Source organism: Kosakonia sp. MUSA4, from assembly GCF_013085925.1.
Classification (GTDB): Bacteria; Pseudomonadota; Gammaproteobacteria; order Enterobacterales; family Enterobacteriaceae; genus Kosakonia; species Kosakonia sacchari_B.
Map to the genome: position 1 here is coordinate 1156095 of NZ_CP025697.1, position 18911 is coordinate 1175005.

The 18911-nt window shown below is 54.9% G+C and carries 23 protein-coding genes; 6 read left to right on the forward strand and 17 right to left on the reverse strand.

What is annotated here, in order from left to right; all coding sequences use genetic code 11:
* Positions 1–2: 2 nt before the first annotated feature.
* The 4 genes from C0557_RS05430 to C0557_RS05445 are packed head-to-tail and all read left to right on the forward strand — an operon-like array spanning position 3 to position 3913.
* The gene (locus tag C0557_RS05430) at positions 3–302 is read left to right on the forward strand and encodes a phage tail assembly protein (RefSeq protein ID WP_208657756.1); all 300 of its coding nucleotides are present in this window, start codon (positions 3–5) and stop codon (positions 300–302) included.
* Positions 303–343: 41 nt separating this feature from the next.
* Positions 344–469 carry a GpE family phage tail protein gene (locus C0557_RS27385; protein WP_256371265.1) on the forward strand — a complete coding sequence of 42 codons (126 nt, stop codon included), beginning with the start codon at positions 344–346 and terminating at the stop codon, positions 467–469.
* Entirely contained in the window at positions 459–3413 is a 2955-nt protein-coding gene (locus tag C0557_RS05440) for a phage tail tape measure protein (RefSeq protein WP_371813232.1), read from the forward strand. The genes C0557_RS27385 and C0557_RS05440 overlap by 11 nt, the downstream gene beginning before the upstream one ends.
* An 11-nt stretch (positions 3414–3424) precedes the next feature.
* Positions 3425–3913: a phage tail protein gene (locus tag C0557_RS05445; protein ID WP_208657758.1), complete on the forward strand. Its 489-nt coding sequence runs from the start codon at positions 3425–3427 to the stop codon at positions 3911–3913.
* Here C0557_RS05445 and C0557_RS05450 read toward each other — a convergent pair.
* The 17 genes from C0557_RS05450 to C0557_RS05530 all read right to left on the reverse strand — a co-directional run bounded on the left by C0557_RS05450 (position 3897) and on the right by C0557_RS05530 (position 15846).
* Positions 3897–5153, reverse strand: a complete 1257-nt coding sequence (locus C0557_RS05450) for an acyltransferase (protein WP_208657759.1) — start codon at positions 5151–5153, stop codon at positions 3897–3899. The two genes, C0557_RS05445 and C0557_RS05450, sit on opposite strands and share 17 nt — an antisense overlap.
* A gap of 340 nt (positions 5154–5493) precedes the next feature.
* Complete coding sequence (locus C0557_RS05455) at positions 5494–5937, reverse strand: tail fiber assembly protein (RefSeq protein ID WP_208657760.1); 444 nt, start codon at positions 5935–5937, stop codon at positions 5494–5496.
* A 1-nt stretch (position 5938) separates the two neighbouring features.
* The gene (locus tag C0557_RS05460; RefSeq protein WP_208657761.1) at positions 5939–7264 is read right to left on the reverse strand and encodes a phage tail protein; all 1326 of its coding nucleotides are present in this window, start codon (positions 7262–7264) and stop codon (positions 5939–5941) included.
* Positions 7261–7869 (reverse strand): phage tail protein I, encoded by a 609-nt coding sequence (locus C0557_RS05465; protein WP_208657762.1) that lies wholly within the window; start codon positions 7867–7869, stop codon positions 7261–7263. Before C0557_RS05465 ends, C0557_RS05460 begins: the two co-directional genes overlap by 4 nt.
* On the reverse strand, positions 7862–8758 hold the full coding sequence (locus tag C0557_RS05470; protein ID WP_208657763.1) for a baseplate J/gp47 family protein: 897 nt from the start codon (positions 8756–8758) through the stop codon (positions 7862–7864). Before C0557_RS05470 ends, C0557_RS05465 begins: the two co-directional genes overlap by 8 nt.
* Positions 8745–9113, reverse strand: a complete 369-nt coding sequence (locus C0557_RS05475; protein ID WP_208657764.1) for a GPW/gp25 family protein — start codon at positions 9111–9113, stop codon at positions 8745–8747. Before C0557_RS05475 ends, C0557_RS05470 begins: the two co-directional genes overlap by 14 nt.
* Positions 9110–9694 carry a phage baseplate assembly protein V gene (locus C0557_RS05480; RefSeq protein ID WP_208657765.1) on the reverse strand — a complete coding sequence of 195 codons (585 nt, stop codon included), beginning with the start codon at positions 9692–9694 and terminating at the stop codon, positions 9110–9112. The genes C0557_RS05475 and C0557_RS05480 overlap by 4 nt, the downstream gene beginning before the upstream one ends.
* Positions 9694–10335, reverse strand: a complete 642-nt coding sequence (locus C0557_RS05485) for a phage virion morphogenesis protein (RefSeq protein ID WP_208657766.1) — start codon at positions 10333–10335, stop codon at positions 9694–9696. The genes C0557_RS05480 and C0557_RS05485 overlap by 1 nt, the downstream gene beginning before the upstream one ends.
* On the reverse strand, positions 10332–10793 hold the full coding sequence (locus C0557_RS05490) for a phage tail protein (RefSeq protein ID WP_208657767.1): 462 nt from the start codon (positions 10791–10793) through the stop codon (positions 10332–10334). Before C0557_RS05490 ends, C0557_RS05485 begins: the two co-directional genes overlap by 4 nt.
* Positions 10790–11353, reverse strand: coding sequence for a hypothetical protein (locus C0557_RS05495; protein ID WP_208657768.1), 564 nt, complete (start codon positions 11351–11353; stop codon positions 10790–10792). Before C0557_RS05495 ends, C0557_RS05490 begins: the two co-directional genes overlap by 4 nt.
* Positions 11350–11835, reverse strand: a complete 486-nt coding sequence (locus tag C0557_RS05500; RefSeq protein ID WP_305798049.1) for a lysozyme — start codon at positions 11833–11835, stop codon at positions 11350–11352. Before C0557_RS05500 ends, C0557_RS05495 begins: the two co-directional genes overlap by 4 nt.
* Positions 11835–12137: a hypothetical protein gene (locus C0557_RS05505; protein WP_208657769.1), complete on the reverse strand. Its 303-nt coding sequence runs from the start codon at positions 12135–12137 to the stop codon at positions 11835–11837. The genes C0557_RS05500 and C0557_RS05505 overlap by 1 nt, the downstream gene beginning before the upstream one ends.
* A 39-nt stretch (positions 12138–12176) precedes the next feature.
* On the reverse strand, positions 12177–12377 hold the full coding sequence (locus C0557_RS05510) for a tail protein X (RefSeq protein WP_208657770.1): 201 nt from the start codon (positions 12375–12377) through the stop codon (positions 12177–12179).
* Positions 12377–12874, reverse strand: a complete 498-nt coding sequence (locus tag C0557_RS05515) for a head completion/stabilization protein (RefSeq protein ID WP_149289068.1) — start codon at positions 12872–12874, stop codon at positions 12377–12379. The genes C0557_RS05510 and C0557_RS05515 overlap by 1 nt, the downstream gene beginning before the upstream one ends.
* Before the next feature lie 102 nt (positions 12875–12976).
* Positions 12977–13891: a phage terminase small subunit gene (gene gpM, locus C0557_RS05520; RefSeq protein ID WP_208657771.1), complete on the reverse strand. Its 915-nt coding sequence runs from the start codon at positions 13889–13891 to the stop codon at positions 12977–12979.
* A 48-nt stretch (positions 13892–13939) separates the two neighbouring features.
* A complete protein-coding gene (locus tag C0557_RS05525) occupies positions 13940–14989 on the reverse strand; it encodes a phage major capsid protein, P2 family (protein ID WP_208657772.1) in 1050 nt (349 codons plus the stop codon).
* A gap of 23 nt (positions 14990–15012) precedes the next feature.
* Positions 15013–15846 (reverse strand): GPO family capsid scaffolding protein, encoded by an 834-nt coding sequence (locus C0557_RS05530; RefSeq protein WP_208657773.1) that lies wholly within the window; start codon positions 15844–15846, stop codon positions 15013–15015.
* Between the two features lie 159 nt (positions 15847–16005).
* Here C0557_RS05530 and C0557_RS05535 point away from each other — a divergent pair, with 159 nt between their 5' ends.
* Positions 16006–17727 carry a terminase large subunit domain-containing protein gene (locus tag C0557_RS05535; protein ID WP_208657774.1) on the forward strand — a complete coding sequence of 574 codons (1722 nt, stop codon included), beginning with the start codon at positions 16006–16008 and terminating at the stop codon, positions 17725–17727.
* Between the two features lie 2 nt (positions 17728–17729).
* The gene (locus tag C0557_RS05540; protein ID WP_208657775.1) at positions 17730–18782 is read left to right on the forward strand and encodes a phage portal protein; all 1053 of its coding nucleotides are present in this window, start codon (positions 17730–17732) and stop codon (positions 18780–18782) included.
* Positions 18783–18911: the final 129 nt, after the last annotated feature.

Consider the following 18911-nt stretch of genomic DNA (forward strand, 5'->3'; position numbering starts at 1 on the left):
CCATGGCTGTAATACTGACGAAACCCATCAAACGCGGTAACGATGAAATCACCGTTGTGACCATCACCGAGACGATTAAACAGGCTGGTTCACTTCGTGGCCTGCGCCTCGTTGACGTGCTCAATTTCGATTTTGAATCCACCTCAACACTGCTTTCCCGCGTTACCTCGCCAGCGCTGACCACGGCGGATATTGCCGCAATGGATACGCAGGATTACGTGGCACTTGCCGAAGAAATTACGCCTTTTTTGACGAAAGCGGCGCCATCCGTACCGAACGCGGCGGCGACGGCGAACGAATAAGGGAAGCTCTGTTTAGCAGCGTTGAGGATCTGATTGCCGATATCGCTGTCATTTTCCACTGGCCGCCCTCTGTCATGTATGACATGGAACCGCGCGAACTGATGGCATGGCGGCAGCAAGCCGCCATCCGTAGCGGCAACCATGAGGATGAAGCCGATGGATCTTAATATCCGCGTCGCGTTCAGTGCGATCGATAAACTCACCCGCCCGACCAGTGCCGCCAGCAAAGCTGTTGGCGGCCTTGCCGAATCACTTAAAAAAACACAGGACGCAGTTAAACAGCTCGACAAACAAACGTCAGCGTTTGACAAGCTGCGTGCCCAGGCCAACGATACCGCGCAAAAACTCAGCCGCACGCAACGGGCTTTCGATGGCCTCAACCAGAAACAGCGGGAAGGGGGCCAGCTTACTGAGGCCCAGGCGGCACACCTTGAAACACTGCGCGGAAAAATTTCCCGGCTTAACCAGACCTATAGCCAGCAAACCACCCGGCTACGTGAAGCAACACAGGCTATCCGTCAGCACGGCGTTAACCTGACCGCCGGAAGTGGCGCGGTGCAAAGCGCCCTGCGCAGAACTGAGCAATACACGCAGGCGCTGGAGCGGGAACGCCAGCAACTGGCCGCGATTACAAAGGCTCAGGCTCAATATTCACGGGCAAAAGAAACCGGCGACAAATTACGGGGCGCAGGGACGGGCATGGCCCTCGGTGCTGCCGCTGCGGGCTATGGCGCGGGGCGCTTTTTATCAACGCCTATCGGGTTTGATACTGATATGTCACGCGTGATGGCGCTGACACGGATGGATAAAACCGATCCCCGGTTTAAGGGGTTGCGCGATCAGGCCAAACAGCTTGGCGCAGACACCGCATTTTCCAGCAGTGACGCCGCACAGGGCCAGGCCTTTCTCGCCATGGCCGGATTTACGCCGGAGGCAATCAAGGCGGCGCTCCCTGGTGTGCTGGATACCGCTATCGCTGGCGGTGCGCTCAGTGGTGATATTTCTCTGGGTGAAACTGCTGATATCGGTGCCAGCATTTTGAAGCAGTTCAGTCTGAAATCTACAGACATGGGAAGAGTAGGGGATGTTCTTGCGGGAACGTTCACCCGAACAAGTACCAGCCTTCGTGATCTCGGCGAAACAATGAAGTATACCGGCACGGTTTCTTCCGGACTTGGCATTGACCTTGAGCGGGCCGCAGCTATGGCGGGTGTACTTGCGAACGTCGGCATTAAGGGCAGTGATGCTGGTACAGCCATGCGCGCATCTTTGCTTCGCCTCGCGGCACCTACTGGAGCTACAGCTAAGGCACTAAAAGAACTTGGTGTATCTGTTGCAGACAGTACTGGGAAGATGAGGCCAATTGAAACTCTTCTCAGTGATTTGTATAAGGCGACCAAAAAATACGGTGATACAGATCAGATAAGTTTTTTCAAAGATATAGCTGGTGAGGAGGCGGTTACTGGGTTGCAAAAACTGGTTGCAGCCGCAGGTAGTGGCGAACTTCAGAAACTCATCGCTGAGCTGAAAAAAGCACAGGGTGAATCGGCTGGCGTTGCTAAAAAAATGTCGGATAACCTTGGTGGCGATTTGTCCAACCTCAGCAGCGCATGGGAGGGGCTACAGACCGAAATATCCGATACGGTGAATGGCCCGTTGCGCAGTCTGATTCAGTGGCTGGATGAGACAATCACGCGTGTGGCCGGGCTGGTCAAGGCAAACCCCGAGCTGGCAAAGACGCTGTTAATCGTTGGGGCTGGCGCGCTGGCATTAACGGCGGCGCTGGGTACGGTATCGATTGTCACAGGCATACTGATTGGCCCGCTGGCAAAGTTGCGGCTGGGTTTTACCCTCCTGACCGGAGGGAAGGGGATATCAGGCACCGTTGCCGCGCTTCGCTCGCTGGGAACCGTTGGTGGCCCGGTGCTTGGCAGAATGAGCGGCTGGGGCGCGCTACTCGGTTCATTTTCTAAAAATATCGGTGGCGTAACCGGTCTTTTACCGGCGTTGCGCGGCGGGCTGCTCACCGCATTCCTTTCGCCTGGCGCGGCAGTTGGCTCACTGGTGAAAGGTATCGGCGGTCTGGCATTACGCCTGACCGGGCTGCCTGCCATCTGGGGGCTGATCACCACGGCGGTATCGGCCCTCGGCGGTGTGCTTTCATTTTTGCTCAGTCCGATAGGGTTGATTGGTGCGGCATTTGTGGCCGCAGGGTTGTTGATCTGGCGGTTCTGGGAGCCGATTAAAGCTTATTTTCTTGGCTTTTTTAGCGGCGTCTGGCAGGCGCTTACGCCGCTACGTGATGCTTTTTCCGCTCTGTCACCAGTCTTTACCCTGATTGCAGGCGGCATTCAGACCGTGTGGGGATGGTTTCAAAAACTGCTGTCGCCGATGCAGACCAGTAAGGAAACCCTGGAGCAGTGCACCAGTGCCGGTGAGACTTTTGGTAAGGTTTTTGGTTTCGCGTTGCAGGCGCTCCTGACACCGCTGACCCTTTTGATGGAGGGGGTGGGGTGGGTTCTGCAAAAGCTGGGGCTGATCCCGGCAGGGCTTGATGAAGCGAAGCGAAAGGCGGAGAGCCTGACACCCAAAGCGCCGGTTATGTACGAGTGGGATCCCCGGCAGAAAAAGATGGTTCCCAAAAGCTGGAACTGGTCTCCCGATGCCCCGGCGAAAACGCCTCCTCCGGTTACCACTCCGCCTGTCATCCCCGAATCCGGAACGGCGCGGCGTCTCAAGGAAATATCAGATAACACCAAAACCACGGCGGATAACACGAAGAAGATCGGCCCTGGCGATATCGTTTTCAAAAATTTGCCACAGGCGCTGGCATTACGCGGTGCATACCAGGAGGCGCGGGTAATCCCTCAGCCTGTGCCGGGTGTTGCTGCATCGGCGGCTGGCGGAGTCCTGTCCGTTCCGGCGGCCACGCAAGGGGCAGTTGCAGCGCCGGTTGCTGCACCTTCCGCTGCGCCGGTGTTTCAGATCAATTTCAACGACGTTGGGAGTAAGTCAGTGCCGGAGCTTGAAAAAATGGTACGCGATGCCGTTCGTGATGCACTTGCCACCACCAACAGAGCTAACCGTGGTTCGTTCCGCGACCGCGATTAAGGAGCGTTTTTATGATGATGGTCTTTGGGATGTTCGTTTTTATGCTGCGCACCACGCCCTATCAGCAGTTGCGCCACTCGCAGGAGTGGCGGCACGTTAAAAACGAAAGAGTTAATCAGTCTGCCAGCTGGCAATACATCGGCGTGGGCGACGATACCGTGACGCTGGAGGGCGTGCTTTACCCGGAAATAACCGGCGGTAACCTGTCCCTTTCAGCACTTGAAACGATTGGCTTTGCCGGTCGGCCCTGGCCGCTGATTGAGGGGGAGGGGCGGATTTACGGGATGTATGTGCTGACGCGCCTGGAGCGCGGTAAATCGGAGTTTGACCAGTACGGTAATCCCAGAAAAATTGAATTCACGCTCAGTCTTAGCCGTGTCGATACCGATTTCAGGGAGAAATTGCAGAGCGCATCTGTCAGTGATGCGCTGGCCGAGTTAAAAACCAGCGCAAATAACGCGATAAATCAGATCAGCAATTCATTCAAGAGTCTGTTTTAGATAATCGTTCTGCATCGGGAGAAGGCTCAGATGACGATTGCTTTTCAATTTTATTGATATTTTTTCTGCCCGTTAATAGTTTTCCAAACGTAATCCCTCGTCTCTCAACAAAATAATAAGAGATGACACTGAAAACTATCGCAAAACTAAGTGCTGATGCTGCCGGGACAAAATAACCGTATCCATTCAGAAAAATTTTATTGAAAAGGAAAAGGAAAACACCATGAGAAAGATAGAGAGAGTAACTGATGCCCCCTAACCATTTGATCGACGCTATATTTAGCAAACCGAACACGGAGCAACCTTGAGTGATGGAGAGGAAAAGCATGAAAATCCCAAGCAATGATGGGAAGGAGTATACATTAAATTGCAAATACAGTGATACTAAACATATGATTATGCCAATCAACGCAAAAATGTTACTTTTTAGAAGATTCCGAAAGCCGTCACTTCCACAGTTCATTGTTATCGCTGCAAAACCACCTGCAATAAAGCTAAGGAATATCCCCCCATTATTCCCATCAAAGAATTTTAGATATATTAAGCCGCATACCATTAAAAATAAAAAAGATAATGAAAAGAGCGCAACTCTCCGACAGCAAAACTGACATATTAAGGGGTATAAAAAATAGAATTTCCATTCTACGTTGAGTGTCCAGAGTACACCTGCAATTATCAAATATTTGTCAATATGAGAAGATATTGTCATTGGGGTACTCAGGCCAAACGTAAGCCACGATACAATAGAAAGAATGTATTCTTGCGGAGTATTGTAATGATAATATCCGGTTAGAAATGACACAAGCAGAATAAATAATGCAATAAAAGTATATGCTGGTACTATTCGGAAAAAACGGCCAATGTAAAAATTTTTAAAATCAATGACACCATTCGCCCTGATTGCTTTATCACAAAAAAGGAATCCGGTAATCATAAAAAACAGTATTACTCCCCCTCCACCAAAAGAAAATATTACATTTGCTACAGAGTCAGATATAGGCGCAATTTTGCTGTTAACCGGCTGCCACGAACCGTGATTAGTAAGGTTATAAGAAAAAAAAGTATGGCTAATCGCGACTAAAGAGGCGGCAACGCCCCTTAAAGGTTCTATTTTATTATATAGACCAGAATCCCCTTCAAAAGAAGATGTTATATTTTTAGGGGCTAAGGCTTTAACGAGATACATAATTAATACAGGAACAAACAAAATTCCAATCAAACTATATGTACTAATTTCCATTTGCTCACTAACCATAGATTATGATGGCGTAAGGATATAATAAATACAATGGAATTGCATCAGTTAGCTGTATGGCTCAATCATCAGATATGATGAACTAACCGTTGTCACGATAAAAATCAATACAAAATAAAGTTTCTTCCTGGCTAGCCTCAATGACATCCGTATCTCCAATGGATGTGAGCATGCTGACACCTGTCCCTCGACTAGCCAGTGTTTATTTTAAGCACCTTCTTTGTAGTAGCTCCCTGAAACAAATAAAAATGATGTTCCGACTCAACCAACTGAAAAATAAAGTTTATTTTCTGGGTAAGTCAAATCTTCACGCTGTACACTTGATCTACTCCACCGGAGTAGTTGGCCAGACAAATGCCTCATAACTGGCCTTTTCTGTTATTGAACTAAAGTCCAACGATTGAAGTATATTGATATAACTTATCCAGGCTATCAGTGATGCTTTGTTGTCATCACTGATTATTCCCAGCTGCAACTCAGTCTGCCATATTGATATAGTGTTCTTCGCTGAGGAAATGAGATTAGCCTGCTTTGCTTTCGCTTCTACAAGAAGCTCACCTGTTGTTGGTGCTGGCGTCTCTACCCAGACGGGAACGCCAGATGAATTCGATCCAAGTCGTTTCCCATCAGGTGGAGTGGAAAGAAAATCACCCCAAATTTCATCTGTTATTTCGACCAAATCATCAGGCCAAGAACCTGCTGCCACATATGCACTTTTTAACGAGGCATCATAGAAACCAAGTTTAGAAGGTGAGAAATATTTAGACATTTTAATAACCTATCGATTCCCAATACACGGTAATATTGCCAGCAGTTGGCGCGCCGCTGGTGTTCGACGAAAGTGACATTCCTCTCAGAGTCGCCCCTGTCGTAGATAATGCTGTCGGTCTGCACGTTTCACATGTTCCGCCAATTACATCCGTCAGAACAGACGCCTGAAGGCTCAGGGGAGCTGTAGGGAAAGTGGTTGGAAAAACGACAGGTGCATTGCCTTCTACAGCATTTTGCTGAACCGTAAGCGATATAGTCGCAGTTCCCCATTGCTTAATTAAATTGCTCTTCACACCATTAATTATCATTGGTGTCGAAATATACCCGCTCGTTCCCATTGTGCCCGAACAAACCCCAGCCATAGCAATTTCCCCTAAACCAAGGTATTCGAGAAGAGCCGCTACAGATTTCCCGGATAACGCCGTGAGGGTGTTATCAAGTGGTTGCTTCCCCGCCAGCGCATTAGTCATGGTGGTGGCAAAGTTTGGATCGTTACCAAGAGCGGCGGCCAGCTCATTGAGGGTGTCAAGTGTTGCCGGAGATGAAGCTACCAGTGCGGCAATTGCAGCTTTAACAAATGCCGTGGTGGCAAGCTGCGTGTTGTTGACTGATTGCGCTGCTGTGGGCGCTGTCGGAACACCTGTCATTGCCGGGCTTGCCAGTGGCGCGTAATCGGCAACAACTGATTTGACATGCGCTGTGGTTGCCAGCTTTGTGCTGTTATCCGCTTTGACTGGCGTTGGTGCTGCCGGGGTTCCGGTAAAGGTCGGGCTGGCAATCGGCGCATACTGCGTGTGCGGGTTGCTGGCCGCAATATGCTGGCTCAGCAAATCATCTGCATAGGCCTTTACCTCGATCACTTTATTATCGACGTATTGTCGCGTAGCCAGCACCACGGCAGGATCAATCTTCAGCGTGACTGCTGCTGTGGATGATACGATCAGTACCATGCGAATGGTTTGCGTACGTCCGCTACCTTCCTGCAACAGCGGTTTATAGGTTTCCGGGCAGTTTGCTACGGCAACCAGCACGCCGCTGTCATCATAAAGGCCGATTTCACGGATCCAGTATCCGCCCTCGTTTTCCGGTATCACCTGCTCAGCGATAATCTGACTGCTGTTGTTGGGGTCAATCGACAGCATATTCAGTGCCGCGATGCGTTTCTGGTTAATCAGCGCAGTCTGCGCCGGGTCAGGGGTGGGTAGTACCCCATTGGCATCGCCAACCGCCATCTGCGTGATGTTGAGTGTCGTACCAAGTGCCGCCGCATTCGCCAGCCGCGCGGCGCCCTGATTGGTCAGAATGGCAAAATATTTTGCTGTCATGCGTTAACTCTCGTGTTCTCTATCAAATGTATGGCCGAAGCCGGGTAGTAATCACCGCCAACGGCGATCTCTTCCGGCAGGTAGGGGTAAACCGTCACCGCTGCGCCATCAAACGTGGCGGCGCCAACGTATAATTCACCGGCGCTCTGAAGCTGGATCGACAGCCCGATCAGATGCCTGCTCAGCGGCTTCGCATCCTGAATCAGCCGCTCAAGCTCCTGATACGTTTCCTCAGTGATGCCCTGTTCCTGCACGCCGATATCCAGCCGGAAAGTGCCCGGCTCTTCGCCGGTCTGCCACCATTCAGTTACCCGAATCAGAAAGCCGAACGGCTCCACAACGCGGCGCAGCGCGTGGATGGTTCCTTTCTGGCGATGAACCATAAAGGCGGCTCTGATGACGGCGCGCTTTGTCTGTTCAGACCAGTTTTTATCCCAGCGATCGACCGACAACGCCCAGGCGAGATAGGGCAGGAATAGCACGGGGCACTCATCCGGATCCCACAGCTTGTGAAGCTCGACGGGGATAGCGTTAATCCTTGCCGTGGCGGTTTCGGTGCGGCGCAAAAACTGACTGGCGGTGGGGGGCAGCAGGCTGTTACTCATTGGTGCCTCCCTGGCTGACAGTGACGTTAACGCACACCGCTGATTGCGTATCATCGATCACGATATCTGCGGCAGGGGTCGTCAGCTCAACGCGCTGTACACCCTGAACATGTAACGCCGCCATCACCGCGCTGCGGGCAACATCCCGCCCGATTTTCCCCTGGGCTGCCAGCCATGCCGTCAGTGAGTCCTGCGCAGCTGTCAGAATGGGTTCGGATTCCGGCCCCGGATAGAGATAAAGCGTGGCCTCAATCTCATAGGTGACGATCTCCGCACTTTGCACCGTAAGACGATCACCCACCGGGCGCCGGTCTTCTGCGGACAGTGCCGCATTCACGACAGCCAGCAACTCCGGTGAAGCCGTGCCATCACCTTCGGTTGATAACACCGACACCACAACCACGGCAGGAGAGGGGCTGACTGCTTTTGCGTCTGCCACTTTGCCGCTGGCGCTTCGGGCGTAGTACTCGTAAGCGCCGGTTGGCCCGGCCACGCTCAGACCTTCAAACGCGGTTTGCGCGCGCAGGCGCAGGGCCGTATCGCTCTCCATCACGGCATCGCTCGTGTCTGTCTCGGGTGTGATTTCAAGCCTGGCGGTGTTGAGGTTGGCGGCCAGATTATCCAGATCGGTGGACGCGGCGTGACTCAGCATGCAGGCAGCAGCACCTTCGTTTATCTGCTGGCGTAACATCATCTCCCGGTATGCCACGACCTGCGCAATGACATTCAGTGGCTCAGATTCGAATCCCAGCGCAGCGGTTATTGCAGACTGCTGATCTGCCGGGAACGCGGCGATAATGACGGCTTTTACATCGAGTAAAATCCCCTCGAAATCCAGCGTTTCGATAATTTGCGGCTGCGGCAGCTGCGATAAATCAACCGTTGCCATTGCTGTCGCCCCTGAGTGTGATGGTGGTGGCCTGCTGTTCCATGGTTTCCGTCAGCATGCCTGACATATTCGCTGTTACCGCGCCGCTCGCAGAGAAAGCCACATCCACGGTGCTCAGCGCTATTCGTGGCTCCCACGTTGCCAGCGCGATGACAATCGCGCTCATCAGCTGCATGCGGGTAACGTTGTTCTGCGGGTTATCGATAAGATCCTGAACCAGCGAACCATAGTTACGGCGCATCAGCCTGGAGCCAATCGGGGTGCGGAGGATATCGCTCACCGACTGCCAGACATGATCGGCATCCGTAAGCGTTCCTGTCCCGTCCGGGTTCATGCCCGTATAGCGCGCTGTCATTGCGTGCCCTCCGTCCAGCTCCCGCCACGCTGCACACTGCCGTGCGAATGGTTGTCCACCTGCACGCCGTTTGATATGAACGTCCCGTTGCCGTGAGTGAAGTTCCCCTCCAGATTCCCCCCTTCAGAAACAGTGAACGTCCGGGTTTTCAGCAGATTGGTACATTCAACAACTGGCGTATCCAGAGTGACGCTGACAGCCGCTTCCAGCCTGGCGGTTTTGATTCCGGAGACGGTCAGCGCCCCGGCGCTGGCGTCGTAATGAAACCGTGCGCCGTCCGGTGCGGTCATGACCATCTCGAGTGCTGATGCACCCGGCGCCGGGTTGTCGTTGCTGTACAGGCTCCCGCCAATAATGGCGGTTTCGGGGTTTCCGCCCATGCACAGCAGCCAGACCTGTTCACCCACAGCAGGGGGAAGCCATACACTGAATGCGCCCGCGCGCTGCGCATTCCAGCGAAGCCAGGTGGTGGTAAGTCCGCCGCTTTCCACGCGCACGCGCCACCGGCTCACATCGATCTCAGTTACCGTGCCGGTACGGACAACGTTTTCCAGCAGACGGATCAATTCAGCGGCATCCACTATTGCACCTCCAGCGAATCAATGACCTGACGGGCGATCGCCATGCGGTCAGCTTTGCTCAGCCCCAGCAACTGGCGGCGTGGATAGGTTGCCACCGCACCGCTTTTGTTCACTTTGTCGCGCAGGCCGTACTGGTGCACGCGGGCAATCCTTGCGGCCACCCCGGAAAAGCCAACGGTCGCGCTGTCAGCGTCAGCGCGCGCTTTCAGAAACCGTGCCGTTCGCAGACGGCGAAACATCGGATCGGGCTTCGTGGTATCACGGCGAACTTCCGTAAAACTGACATCGAGATAGCGCTCAATGTCTGCCCGATAGAAAGTACGCACCGCACCACGCTCTTCATCAAATCCCGTCAGCATACGGCCACGACTCCCCCGGCTGGCCTGCCAGTTTTTCAGGCGCCGGGTTTCACCATTCCAGATAAAACTGATGCCAGCCTGTGAGCGCAAAACGCGTCGGCGGCGCTTCTCAAACTTGCTGCCGTCCGGGGCTTCCTGCCGCCCGATGCGCTGGCTCTGACTGCGGCGAAGGGTGGTGGCAATATTTCTGGCCGTGCGCAACCGGCCCGCCGGAGCCATCCCGGCCAGGATGGTGGCAAACACATCATCAAGCTGCTGAAACAGCGCGGTATCATCCCTCATGGCACGACCTCACCGGCATCCGGATCGAGGAAAACGGCATCCCACTCACCATGGCAAAATCGCGGGCGGTCTTCCGGCAGATGTGTCGCCACGGCAACACCGCTCTCATTACTGACCATGACGCGCTCCCATACCGGGAGCGTAAACAGGATATCGGCTGTGTCATCGCTCAGTATGTCGGCCTCAAATTCAATTTTTCTGTTGCTGTCAGGGTTCAGAAGCAAATCGGGTTGATGCTTCCAGACCCAGGCCAGCAGGGGGAGCATGAGATCATCGACATGACCGGGAAACTCCATCGCCAGCACTTTGATTTCGTAGCGGTACATAAACGAGCTTTCACCGGTTGCCTGAATTTCAATACTGCCTTTCTCCGTCCAGACCGTGATTTGCTCTGGTCTGGCTCTGCACCACTCATTACCGGCAATCAGCGCCCCGCGCAGCAGTTCTGTTTTTTTCATGGTTTTGCTCCTGTAAATCCGGTTTGCGTACTCTGCTGCGCCCGCTGCTGTTCTATCTCGCGAATGCCCGCCAGCTGATTATTTGCCGTTTCGACAGCCGCCAGCAGTGGCTGGATCCACAACACGGCCTGGCAATAGGTCAGCGTGTCGGTGGCAGCGGTGCGATCACTGGCTGTGTCAGACCCGGAGGGATCGGCACCGAGGGCGCTGGCACGTAAACGGTTTGCGTACCCGAGCAACCCGCGAGCAACACTGACAGGCACAGCAAAATCACAGGTTTTTTCATGGCGGAGGATCTCCCGGTATTCGATTACGGCTTCATCCGAGCTGGCACTGGTGAGCGCATTGGCATGTGCGGCATTCGCTGCTGTCTGATTGAAGCGGTTGATATTGAAAACCTGAGTCGCAATTGCCTCGCGCTGTAGTGCGTTATCAGACGCCAGCACACGCTTATCGCTTTCCGCTGCGCTCAGGTCTGCTCTGGTGGAAACCAGCCACACTGCGAGCGCGGCGATAATTGCCAATGCTGTTGCGCCTGCAATGACCGTAATGCGGTTCATTTCTGGCCCCACAGACACACCTCGCGCTCAACTTCGCGACGATTCATCAGCCCTTTCCACTTTTTGCCGCCAGCGTAAATCCACTGACGCAGTCCGTCACAGGCGGCCCTGTAATTACCGGTATTAAGCTGACGCAACAACGCGGAGCGCTCAAACGCTGTAACACCGACGTTGTAACTGAACGTGATAAGCGCTGCTTTCTGGTACTCGCTGGCGGGCACCTTAACGGAGCGATCCACAGACTGCGCGAAAGGCACAAGGTCTTTTTGCAGAAGTGCACGGCATTCGGTTTCGGTGTATTTTTTACCCGGAATAATGTCCCTGCCTGTATGCCCGTAACAGACCGTAAGCACACCCGCGACATCGTGGTAAGGCGTGTACCGGACACCCTCAAGGTCGGGGATCATCACCCCTGCGATGGTAATTGCGCTGGCGCCAGCCATGCCTGCCAGCCTGTTTTTTAATGAAGGAGACATCGCCATTATTCACCTACCTTTTCCAGCGCCTTGACCGCCACCTGCACTGCCGCCGGGCGCTCATGTGAGGGCTTATCTTTCACCTCGTTGAGGTAGCCACTCAGCATCTGCGTACGCTTTTCATCTTCCTTACGGCGACGGCGCGCATCCAGCCTCCCGCTTACATAAGAGGCCAGGGAAATAATCAGCCCTGCTGCACCAAAGAACATGTACACCAGATCCTGTGTGGTAAATCCTATAGCTGCCGCCAGCGCGGCAATCCACGCAAAGATCTGCGTGAAGATATTCCCGGAATCATTCATTTTCATGCGCTCCTGCCTCGCTACGTGCGTAAGCCGACCGATTGATTAACTCCATAGCTGTACGGTCTCCGTGGCTGCCGGTTCGCTGACTTCGGGTAATTCCACCTCCTGACCGGCAGTCAGAAAAAGCTGGCCGGAAATGCCCTTATTGGCCGACACCACTGCCTCGGTCACGCTGCGTGTCAGACCGTAATGCCGCTGACACAGCAAATCCACGGTATCCCCCTGCAAGGCCCTGACCTTCATCAGAAAGCCTCCGTGAAATTGCGTGTGGCGCCACGGATATCCGCAATGGCCCAGCGCACATCGCGCCAGAGATCCTGCGCCTGAGTGGAGAGGGCAACGGCGCGTTTTTCACCGGCATCGCCGGTGGTATCAACATCGCGAAAAGTCTCAAGCAGAAGGGCGCGGGCGCAGCTGAATACCGCGCGGCGGTAGCGATGGATTTTCACGCTCTGCCCGTCAACCTGCATGGCCGGGACTGCGACCAGCGAGGCATAACCCGCAGCAATCTGTTCTGTCTGCCATGACGCCAGCTGCTCTGATACGTGGATCACCGCTTCCGTCACCACATGTTTGAGACGGGTGGTGGTCACGGCACCATTGATACGCATTTCAAGGCGTACATCACTCAGGGCGATTTCCGGCCAGAACGAACCGGCAGTGACTTTTTCGCCACCATCATTGACGTCCGGCACATCTTCCGCAGAAGGTGTGACGGCGCGACCCGCTACAAAGCTCATCGTGTAGTCTCCTGAAAAGGTGGCGGTGAGCGGATGGAAAAAAGTAAACGCCAGGCGCTACAGATTTCCGCCCGCGCCGCCAGCGCACGGGGCGCAAGTCGGTTATTTCGTCTTCTCTGTCGGCGCTTTCCGTTTTCGGGTTTGTCCGCCTGACTTCGCCCCGGAACGCGCTTTTGCACTTGTGTTGCGCCGGGTTCGGGTTGTAGTTTTTTCGGCGACAGTGGCAGGTTGTTCTGCGATGCCGTCCGCTGCTGCGGAAGCTGGCTCCGCACCACCTGAACCTGTGTCAGTTGCGGCACTGGCATTACCCGTGTCATCTGTTGCGCCGTCAACGGAACCGGCTGTTGCGCTGGCTTTTTTAACCACACGCGCCAGGCGGTCGATCTCTTTTTTCACCCCGGCCCCGGCATCAAGCGTCAGCGCCTTACGCAGCAGGGAAAGGGCGGTTTCCTGCTCTTCGGCTGTGCCGCTTCGCAGTGCAAACGCCCTGGCTTTGCAGAGCTTGGCGCGAACCACATCCGGCATATCGCTGTTTGCGGTGATCTCTTCGATGTCATCGAGCACCGCCAGATAAGGCGTTATGTCGGTGCTGTCATCGGCCTTGACCTGCACCAGAATGGGATCGCAAATTTCGTCAACCAGTACGGTGGCAGGCGTGCGGTTAAACCGGTCTGGCATCAGCAGGTTGTGGGAGACGACATAGCGCCCGATACGCACGGCCAGTGCGTAATCGCCCGCGTCCACCGCCCATACCATCAGCGTGGTGATCACTTCATCCTGCCGTCCGCTGCCGCCTGCCAGTGTCCCCTCGATCCAGCCCTCATAATTGGGAAGTAACTGGCGCTTCATGGCGGCTTTTGCCTGGTCGGACTGCACTTTGCGCAATGCACTCTGATCCATGCGCAGCCGGTGCAGGATTTGCTCATGCGCGGTGCGCGCGGTGTCGGTCTGCTCGTCTGTTTTGCCATGGCGTTCAGCCATGACCTTCTGAAAATGTTTTTGTGCCGGTGTCAGCATGGTTCTGTCCCCGAGTGAAGCGGGCCGCAAAGCGCAGCCCGCCCGGTGTTACGCGCCGCCCTCAGCCGCTTCGGCGAAGGTGATCCCGTCGATAAACGCCACTGCGCCATAATCTTCAACAATGAAATCGTCATTGGATGACTGGTAAGTTGCGACGCGGTTGTACTCCGGCTCTTCCTTGATAGTCCGGCGCAGGGAGCCGCGCTGGAAGTAGAGCGACAGGTTTTTGAACGGCGTGATGAGGATGCCGTTGCCGGGGAAGTAGGGCGCGATGAAGGTCGGCATATTCCCCACGCGCTCCTGCGACACAATGAGCTGCCCCGCCAGCATTTCCGTATTGGGATTGGCCTGGCTCATGGCATTGATGGTCGGGAAATTACTGGTCGTCAGCAGGTCGCCAGCGAGGATCACCACGTTGTCAGGGTTGCGCTTGTGCCACTCATCCATAAGGCTGTTTTTGGCGTCGTATACCGCTGCCGTCAGGTTGCCGTATGTCCCGGCGGCGACAATTTTGTTGTCCTGATCGCGGGAAGTGACTGTCACGCCCGTGATACGGCGATGCGGGGCTTCATTGCGGATTTTCTGCAACCAGCCGATGCCACAATCCTGCAACAGCGGATTCGCTGCGCGATCAGAAGGATCGGAATAGCCTGCCCCGTTGAAACCGATCATGATTCGGTCAAGTGACATCTGACGGGCCATTGCACTGCTGATCAGCGGCTGAAAGTTTGGCTGATGCGCCCAGGCATCAAGCTGTGCGTACGAGATACCGTAGTCGTAGTTGGTCTTGCGGCAGAGGTAGCCGTAAGGATCCATGTTGTCACTGGATGCCGGGTTGCGGCGCGTGGTGGTGCTGTTGTTCACCCCGGCCAGCGGCCCTTTGCTGCCGATCAGGATTTTCTGGCCGATCTGCTCATCAACGCCGAACACGTTAATTTGTTTCAGAAAGGCGTCACTTTCCTGCGCGGCGGCTTCAAGGCGCTGTTGCGCAGTCGGATCAACGCTGAACTGTGCCGAAACGGCGGCGGCTGTCACGCCGTTAAGCTGCGCCTGCCGTGCCACATACTGATCGAACAGTTGACGGGTATTATTTCTCATCTCTTTCTCTCTCGTTGCTGATATCAGTAGTCAGCCAGCTGCGCGTTATCACCACCGCTGGCAGGCGGGCGGCGGCTGAAGTTGCCGTCCGTGGTTTCAAGTTTCTGGCGCAGTGCAGCCAGATCGGTTGTCAGCTGCTGAATGGCGGCTTTGTCCTGTGCGCGGCCCTGCTCAACGCTGCTGAACTGCTCACTGAGTTCAACCTGTGACTGCGCCACGGCCTCAACAGCCTGATGCACCTGGCTGAATCGCTCATCGTCGGTCTTCTGACCTTTGCCAAGGATGCCCATGACACGGGAAAACCACTGTTTGCTCTCATCGCTGCGCTGGCCGGAAAGCTCGATCACTTCCGCCTCAATGGCTTCGGTGATCATCGGCGGTTCTGCCTGCTGATTGTTGAATGCCATCACCTGCGCACGCTGCTGAGCAGCAAATTTCAGGCGTTCAGTGCCAAGGCTGGCGGGCGTGTCTGTCATCGCGAGGCCCATCACATAGGCCTTGCCGTTGAGCGCAAACTGCGGGTGCAGTTCAATGCTGGAATAAACCTTTTGCCCTTTGTCGGTCATTTGCTTCATACGGTCGGACGCTTCAATCTCCGCATAGAGCGCGGTGCGCCCGGCCAGCGGCCCGGTGGTAATATCCTCGGCGCTTAATGCGGTCACATCGCCCATCGCCCCGAAATCACTGCCCGGATAAGGCGAGAGGTAATGCTCAATGTTGACGCGCGCCCCGTACACTTCCGGGTTGTAATTCGCTGCTGCGTCGTGGAGATGTTCCGGCTTAATTTCACGGCCATCGACGGTGGCCCCGGAGACAGCAACACGGAATTTTTTGCGGGTTTTCGTTGTGCCAGCCATGTTCGTTTGCTCGTTGTGAGTGAGTTCAGCGAAATGATGGCAGGGGCGGCATTGCCGCCTCAACGCGTTGTTGTTGTAGGGGAAACACAACAACCAGAGGTGCGGGAAAGCATCCGCGCGCGCGGGTTAATCTCCCCGGCATACAGCGAGGAGAAGCGAATGTCGGTTGAGGAAGCGTTTATCAGGCAGCGGGCAAGACAACTCTACTGGCAGGGTTACCCGCCAGCAGAAATTTCACGCCTGATGGGGATCAATCAGAACACAGTCTATGCCTGGAAAAAGCGTGACGAGTGGGACGACACGCCGCCCATCCGGCGTGTCACCACATCCATTGATGCGCGTCTGATTCAGCTGACCGGCAAGGATAAAAAGACCGGCGGTGACTTCAAGGAAATCGACCTGCTGACCCGACAGCTTAAAAAGCTGGATAACGGCACCCCGGCCACGCAGCCGAAAAAGAAGCTGCGCAAGAAACAAAATGCTTTCTCGGAATCGCAGATTGCGGCACTGCGGGAAAACATTCTTGGCTCGCTGCACTGGCACCAGCGCGGCTGGTTCGACAATCACCACCACCGCAACCGCGCCATACTGAAATCCCGCCAGGTGGGCGCCACCTGGTATTTTGCGCGCGAAGCGTTGTTGCGTGCGCTGTCTGACGATGTGAAATACAAACATCAGCGCAACCAGATATTCCTTTCCGCCAGTCGCCGTCAGGCGTATCAGTTCCGCAGTTTTATTCGTTCTGCCGCTGAGGAAGTGGACGTAGAACTGAAGGGCGGTGACATGATCCAGCTGGCGAACGGCGCAGAGCTGCATTTTCTTGGCACCTCAGCCGCAACAGCGCAGTCATACACCGGCAATCTCTATTTTGATGAGTTTTTCTGGGTGGGGCAGTTTGCCAACCTGAAGAAAGTGGCCGGGGCAATGGCAACCCTGAAAGGGCTGACACGCACCTATTTTTCCACACCGTCAGCAGAAAGCCACGAAGCCTATCCGTTCTGGAGTGGTGAAGCGTTTAACAAAGGCCGCAGCCATGGCAAACGGATTGAGTTTGACACCAGCTGGAAAACACTCAACAGCGGCCTGATGTGTCCGGATAACATCTGGCGCCAGATTGTCACCCTTCAGGACGCCATCGATCACGGGTGGGATCTCACTGACATTGAGGAAATTCAGCAGGAGAACAGCCCGGAGGAATACGACAACCTGTATGGCTGCGTGTTCATCAAAAACGGCGAAACCGCTTTCGATTACAACCAGTTGCTGAGTTGTGGTGTTGATGGGTTTGACGACTGGACCGACTGGAAACCGTACGCCATGCGCCCGATGGCAGATCGCGCGGTGTGGATTGGCTATGACCCCAATGGCGCCAGCGGCAAAGGTGACAGCGGGGCAATATCGGTTAATGCGGCGCCGCTGGTTCCCGGCGCCAAGTTTCGTACCATCGAAACCCAGCGCATACGCGGCATGGAATTCGAAGCGCAGGCGCAACTGATCATCAACATGCTGACCCGCTACAACGTCCAGCACATTGGCATTGATGGCAGCGGCATCGGCGAGGCGGTTTATCAGCTCGTGAAGAAGAAATTTCCGGCGGCAGTGTGCTACCAGTTTTCGCCCGCCAGCAAGCGCATGCTGGTACTGAAAATGCTGCAAATGATCCGCGCCGGTCGCTGGGAGTATGACCGGGGAGAGTATGACCTGATCACCGCGTTCAGCGCGGTGCGAAAAGTGGTCACACCAGGTGGTGTGATCACGTATGACACTGACCGCGCCCGTGGCGTCAGTCACGGTGACTTAGCCTGGGCGACCATGCTTGCCACTATCAACGAACCGCTGGGCGCTGACGGCGGCAATACCATGACCGTTATGGAGTACTGACTTTGATCCCAAAAAAATATCCCGGCGCGCGGCAGCATTCCGGGGAACAGACAGACCTGGTTTCTGCACTGAAAACCCAGCCGGGACTGAGTTCTTTCACCTTTGACGGGCCATGGCCGGTCACGTCATCTTATGACCTGCTGGACAGTATGTATTGCGCCAACAATGGCCGCTATTACGAAACACCGATCAGCTGGTACGGGCTGGCGCGGCAGTTTGGTTATGCAAGCTGGCACCAGTCCGCGCTGATGTTTAAACGCAACGTGCTGGCCGGGTGTTTTATCCCGCACCGGTTGCTGTCCCGTCAGGTGTTCTCTGCCTTTGCGCTTGACTGGTTTGTGTTCGGTAACGCCTACCTTGAGCTGCGATCAAATATGCTTGGCGGCCCGCTGGGGCTGCGCCATTCACTCGCCAAATACACCCGGAGGGGTTCCGATCTCGATACCTACTGGTTTATTCAGGCGGGCCTGGATGATCACCAGTTCAGGACTGGCTCTGTGTGCCACGTCATCAATCCGGATATTCACCAGGATATCTACGGTATGCCGGAGTATTTTGCGGGCCTGCTGTCGGCCAACCTGTCGCACTCGGCTGACAAGTTCCGCAAGCTTTACTATGACAACGGCAGCCATGCAGGTTGCATTGTTTACGTGAACAGCGCCATTGCCGATCAGGAAAGCCTCGACAAACTCAAGAAAACGCTGACGGATACGCGGCGTGGTGGGGCATTCAAAAACATTCTGCTGCATGCGCCTGGCGGCGGGAAAGACTCGGTTCAGATCCTGCCGTTCAGCCAGATATCGGCGAAGGATGAGTTTATCGGTGTGAAGTCGGCAACACGCGATGACATTCTGGCCGCGCATCGCGTACCGCCGCAACTGATGGGCGCCATCCCGGAGGGGAATGGCTCATTCGGCGATGTGGAAAAAGCCGCCAGGGTGTTTGCCATCAATGAGCTGACGCCGGTGATGGAAGCCATGAAACACGTTAACGACTGGCTGGGCGAGGAGGTGATCCGCTTCAACCCCTATGCACTCCTCTCCGACAGCGCCTGAATATCCTGCAGACACCATCGGGAGTGATGGTGTTTTGTCTGCACTCCCGAAAATCCTTCTGATTTTTTCACCTTCCGGCACTGCCCGCCGCCTGTCGGGCATCGTTTTCCGTACCCCTCACCAGACGCG

Excerpts from the sequence above, each read along its gene's own strand:
- C0557_RS05430 (WP_208657756.1), top strand. The coding sequence starts at position 3 with ATGGCTGTAATACTGACGAAACCCATCAAACGCGGTAACGATGAAATC.
- C0557_RS05440 (WP_371813232.1), top strand. The coding sequence starts at position 459 with ATGGATCTTAATATCCGCGTCGCGTTCAGTGCGATCGATAAACTCACC.
- C0557_RS05445 (WP_208657758.1), top strand. The coding sequence starts at position 3,425 with ATGATGATGGTCTTTGGGATGTTCGTTTTTATGCTGCGCACCACGCCC.
- C0557_RS05450 (WP_208657759.1), bottom strand. The coding sequence starts at position 5,153 with ATGGAAATTAGTACATATAGTTTGATTGGAATTTTGTTTGTTCCTGTA.
- C0557_RS05455 (WP_208657760.1), bottom strand. The coding sequence starts at position 5,937 with ATGTCTAAATATTTCTCACCTTCTAAACTTGGTTTCTATGATGCCTCG.
- C0557_RS05460 (WP_208657761.1), bottom strand. The coding sequence starts at position 7,264 with ATGACAGCAAAATATTTTGCCATTCTGACCAATCAGGGCGCCGCGCGG.
- C0557_RS05465 (WP_208657762.1), bottom strand. The coding sequence starts at position 7,869 with ATGAGTAACAGCCTGCTGCCCCCCACCGCCAGTCAGTTTTTGCGCCGC.
- C0557_RS05470 (WP_208657763.1), bottom strand. The coding sequence starts at position 8,758 with ATGGCAACGGTTGATTTATCGCAGCTGCCGCAGCCGCAAATTATCGAA.
- C0557_RS05475 (WP_208657764.1), bottom strand. The coding sequence starts at position 9,113 with ATGACAGCGCGCTATACGGGCATGAACCCGGACGGGACAGGAACGCTT.
- C0557_RS05485 (WP_208657766.1), bottom strand. The coding sequence starts at position 10,335 with ATGAGGGATGATACCGCGCTGTTTCAGCAGCTTGATGATGTGTTTGCC.
- C0557_RS05490 (WP_208657767.1), bottom strand. The coding sequence starts at position 10,793 with ATGAAAAAAACAGAACTGCTGCGCGGGGCGCTGATTGCCGGTAATGAG.
- C0557_RS05495 (WP_208657768.1), bottom strand. The coding sequence starts at position 11,353 with ATGAACCGCATTACGGTCATTGCAGGCGCAACAGCATTGGCAATTATC.
- C0557_RS05500 (WP_305798049.1), bottom strand. The coding sequence starts at position 11,835 with ATGGCGATGTCTCCTTCATTAAAAAACAGGCTGGCAGGCATGGCTGGC.
- C0557_RS05505 (WP_208657769.1), bottom strand. The coding sequence starts at position 12,137 with ATGAAAATGAATGATTCCGGGAATATCTTCACGCAGATCTTTGCGTGG.
- C0557_RS05510 (WP_208657770.1), bottom strand. The coding sequence starts at position 12,377 with ATGAAGGTCAGGGCCTTGCAGGGGGATACCGTGGATTTGCTGTGTCAG.
- C0557_RS05515 (WP_149289068.1), bottom strand. The coding sequence starts at position 12,874 with ATGAGCTTTGTAGCGGGTCGCGCCGTCACACCTTCTGCGGAAGATGTG.
- gpM (WP_208657771.1), bottom strand. The coding sequence starts at position 13,891 with ATGCTGACACCGGCACAAAAACATTTTCAGAAGGTCATGGCTGAACGC.
- C0557_RS05525 (WP_208657772.1), bottom strand. The coding sequence starts at position 14,989 with ATGAGAAATAATACCCGTCAACTGTTCGATCAGTATGTGGCACGGCAG.
- C0557_RS05530 (WP_208657773.1), bottom strand. The coding sequence starts at position 15,846 with ATGGCTGGCACAACGAAAACCCGCAAAAAATTCCGTGTTGCTGTCTCC.
- C0557_RS05535 (WP_208657774.1), top strand. The coding sequence starts at position 16,006 with ATGTCGGTTGAGGAAGCGTTTATCAGGCAGCGGGCAAGACAACTCTAC.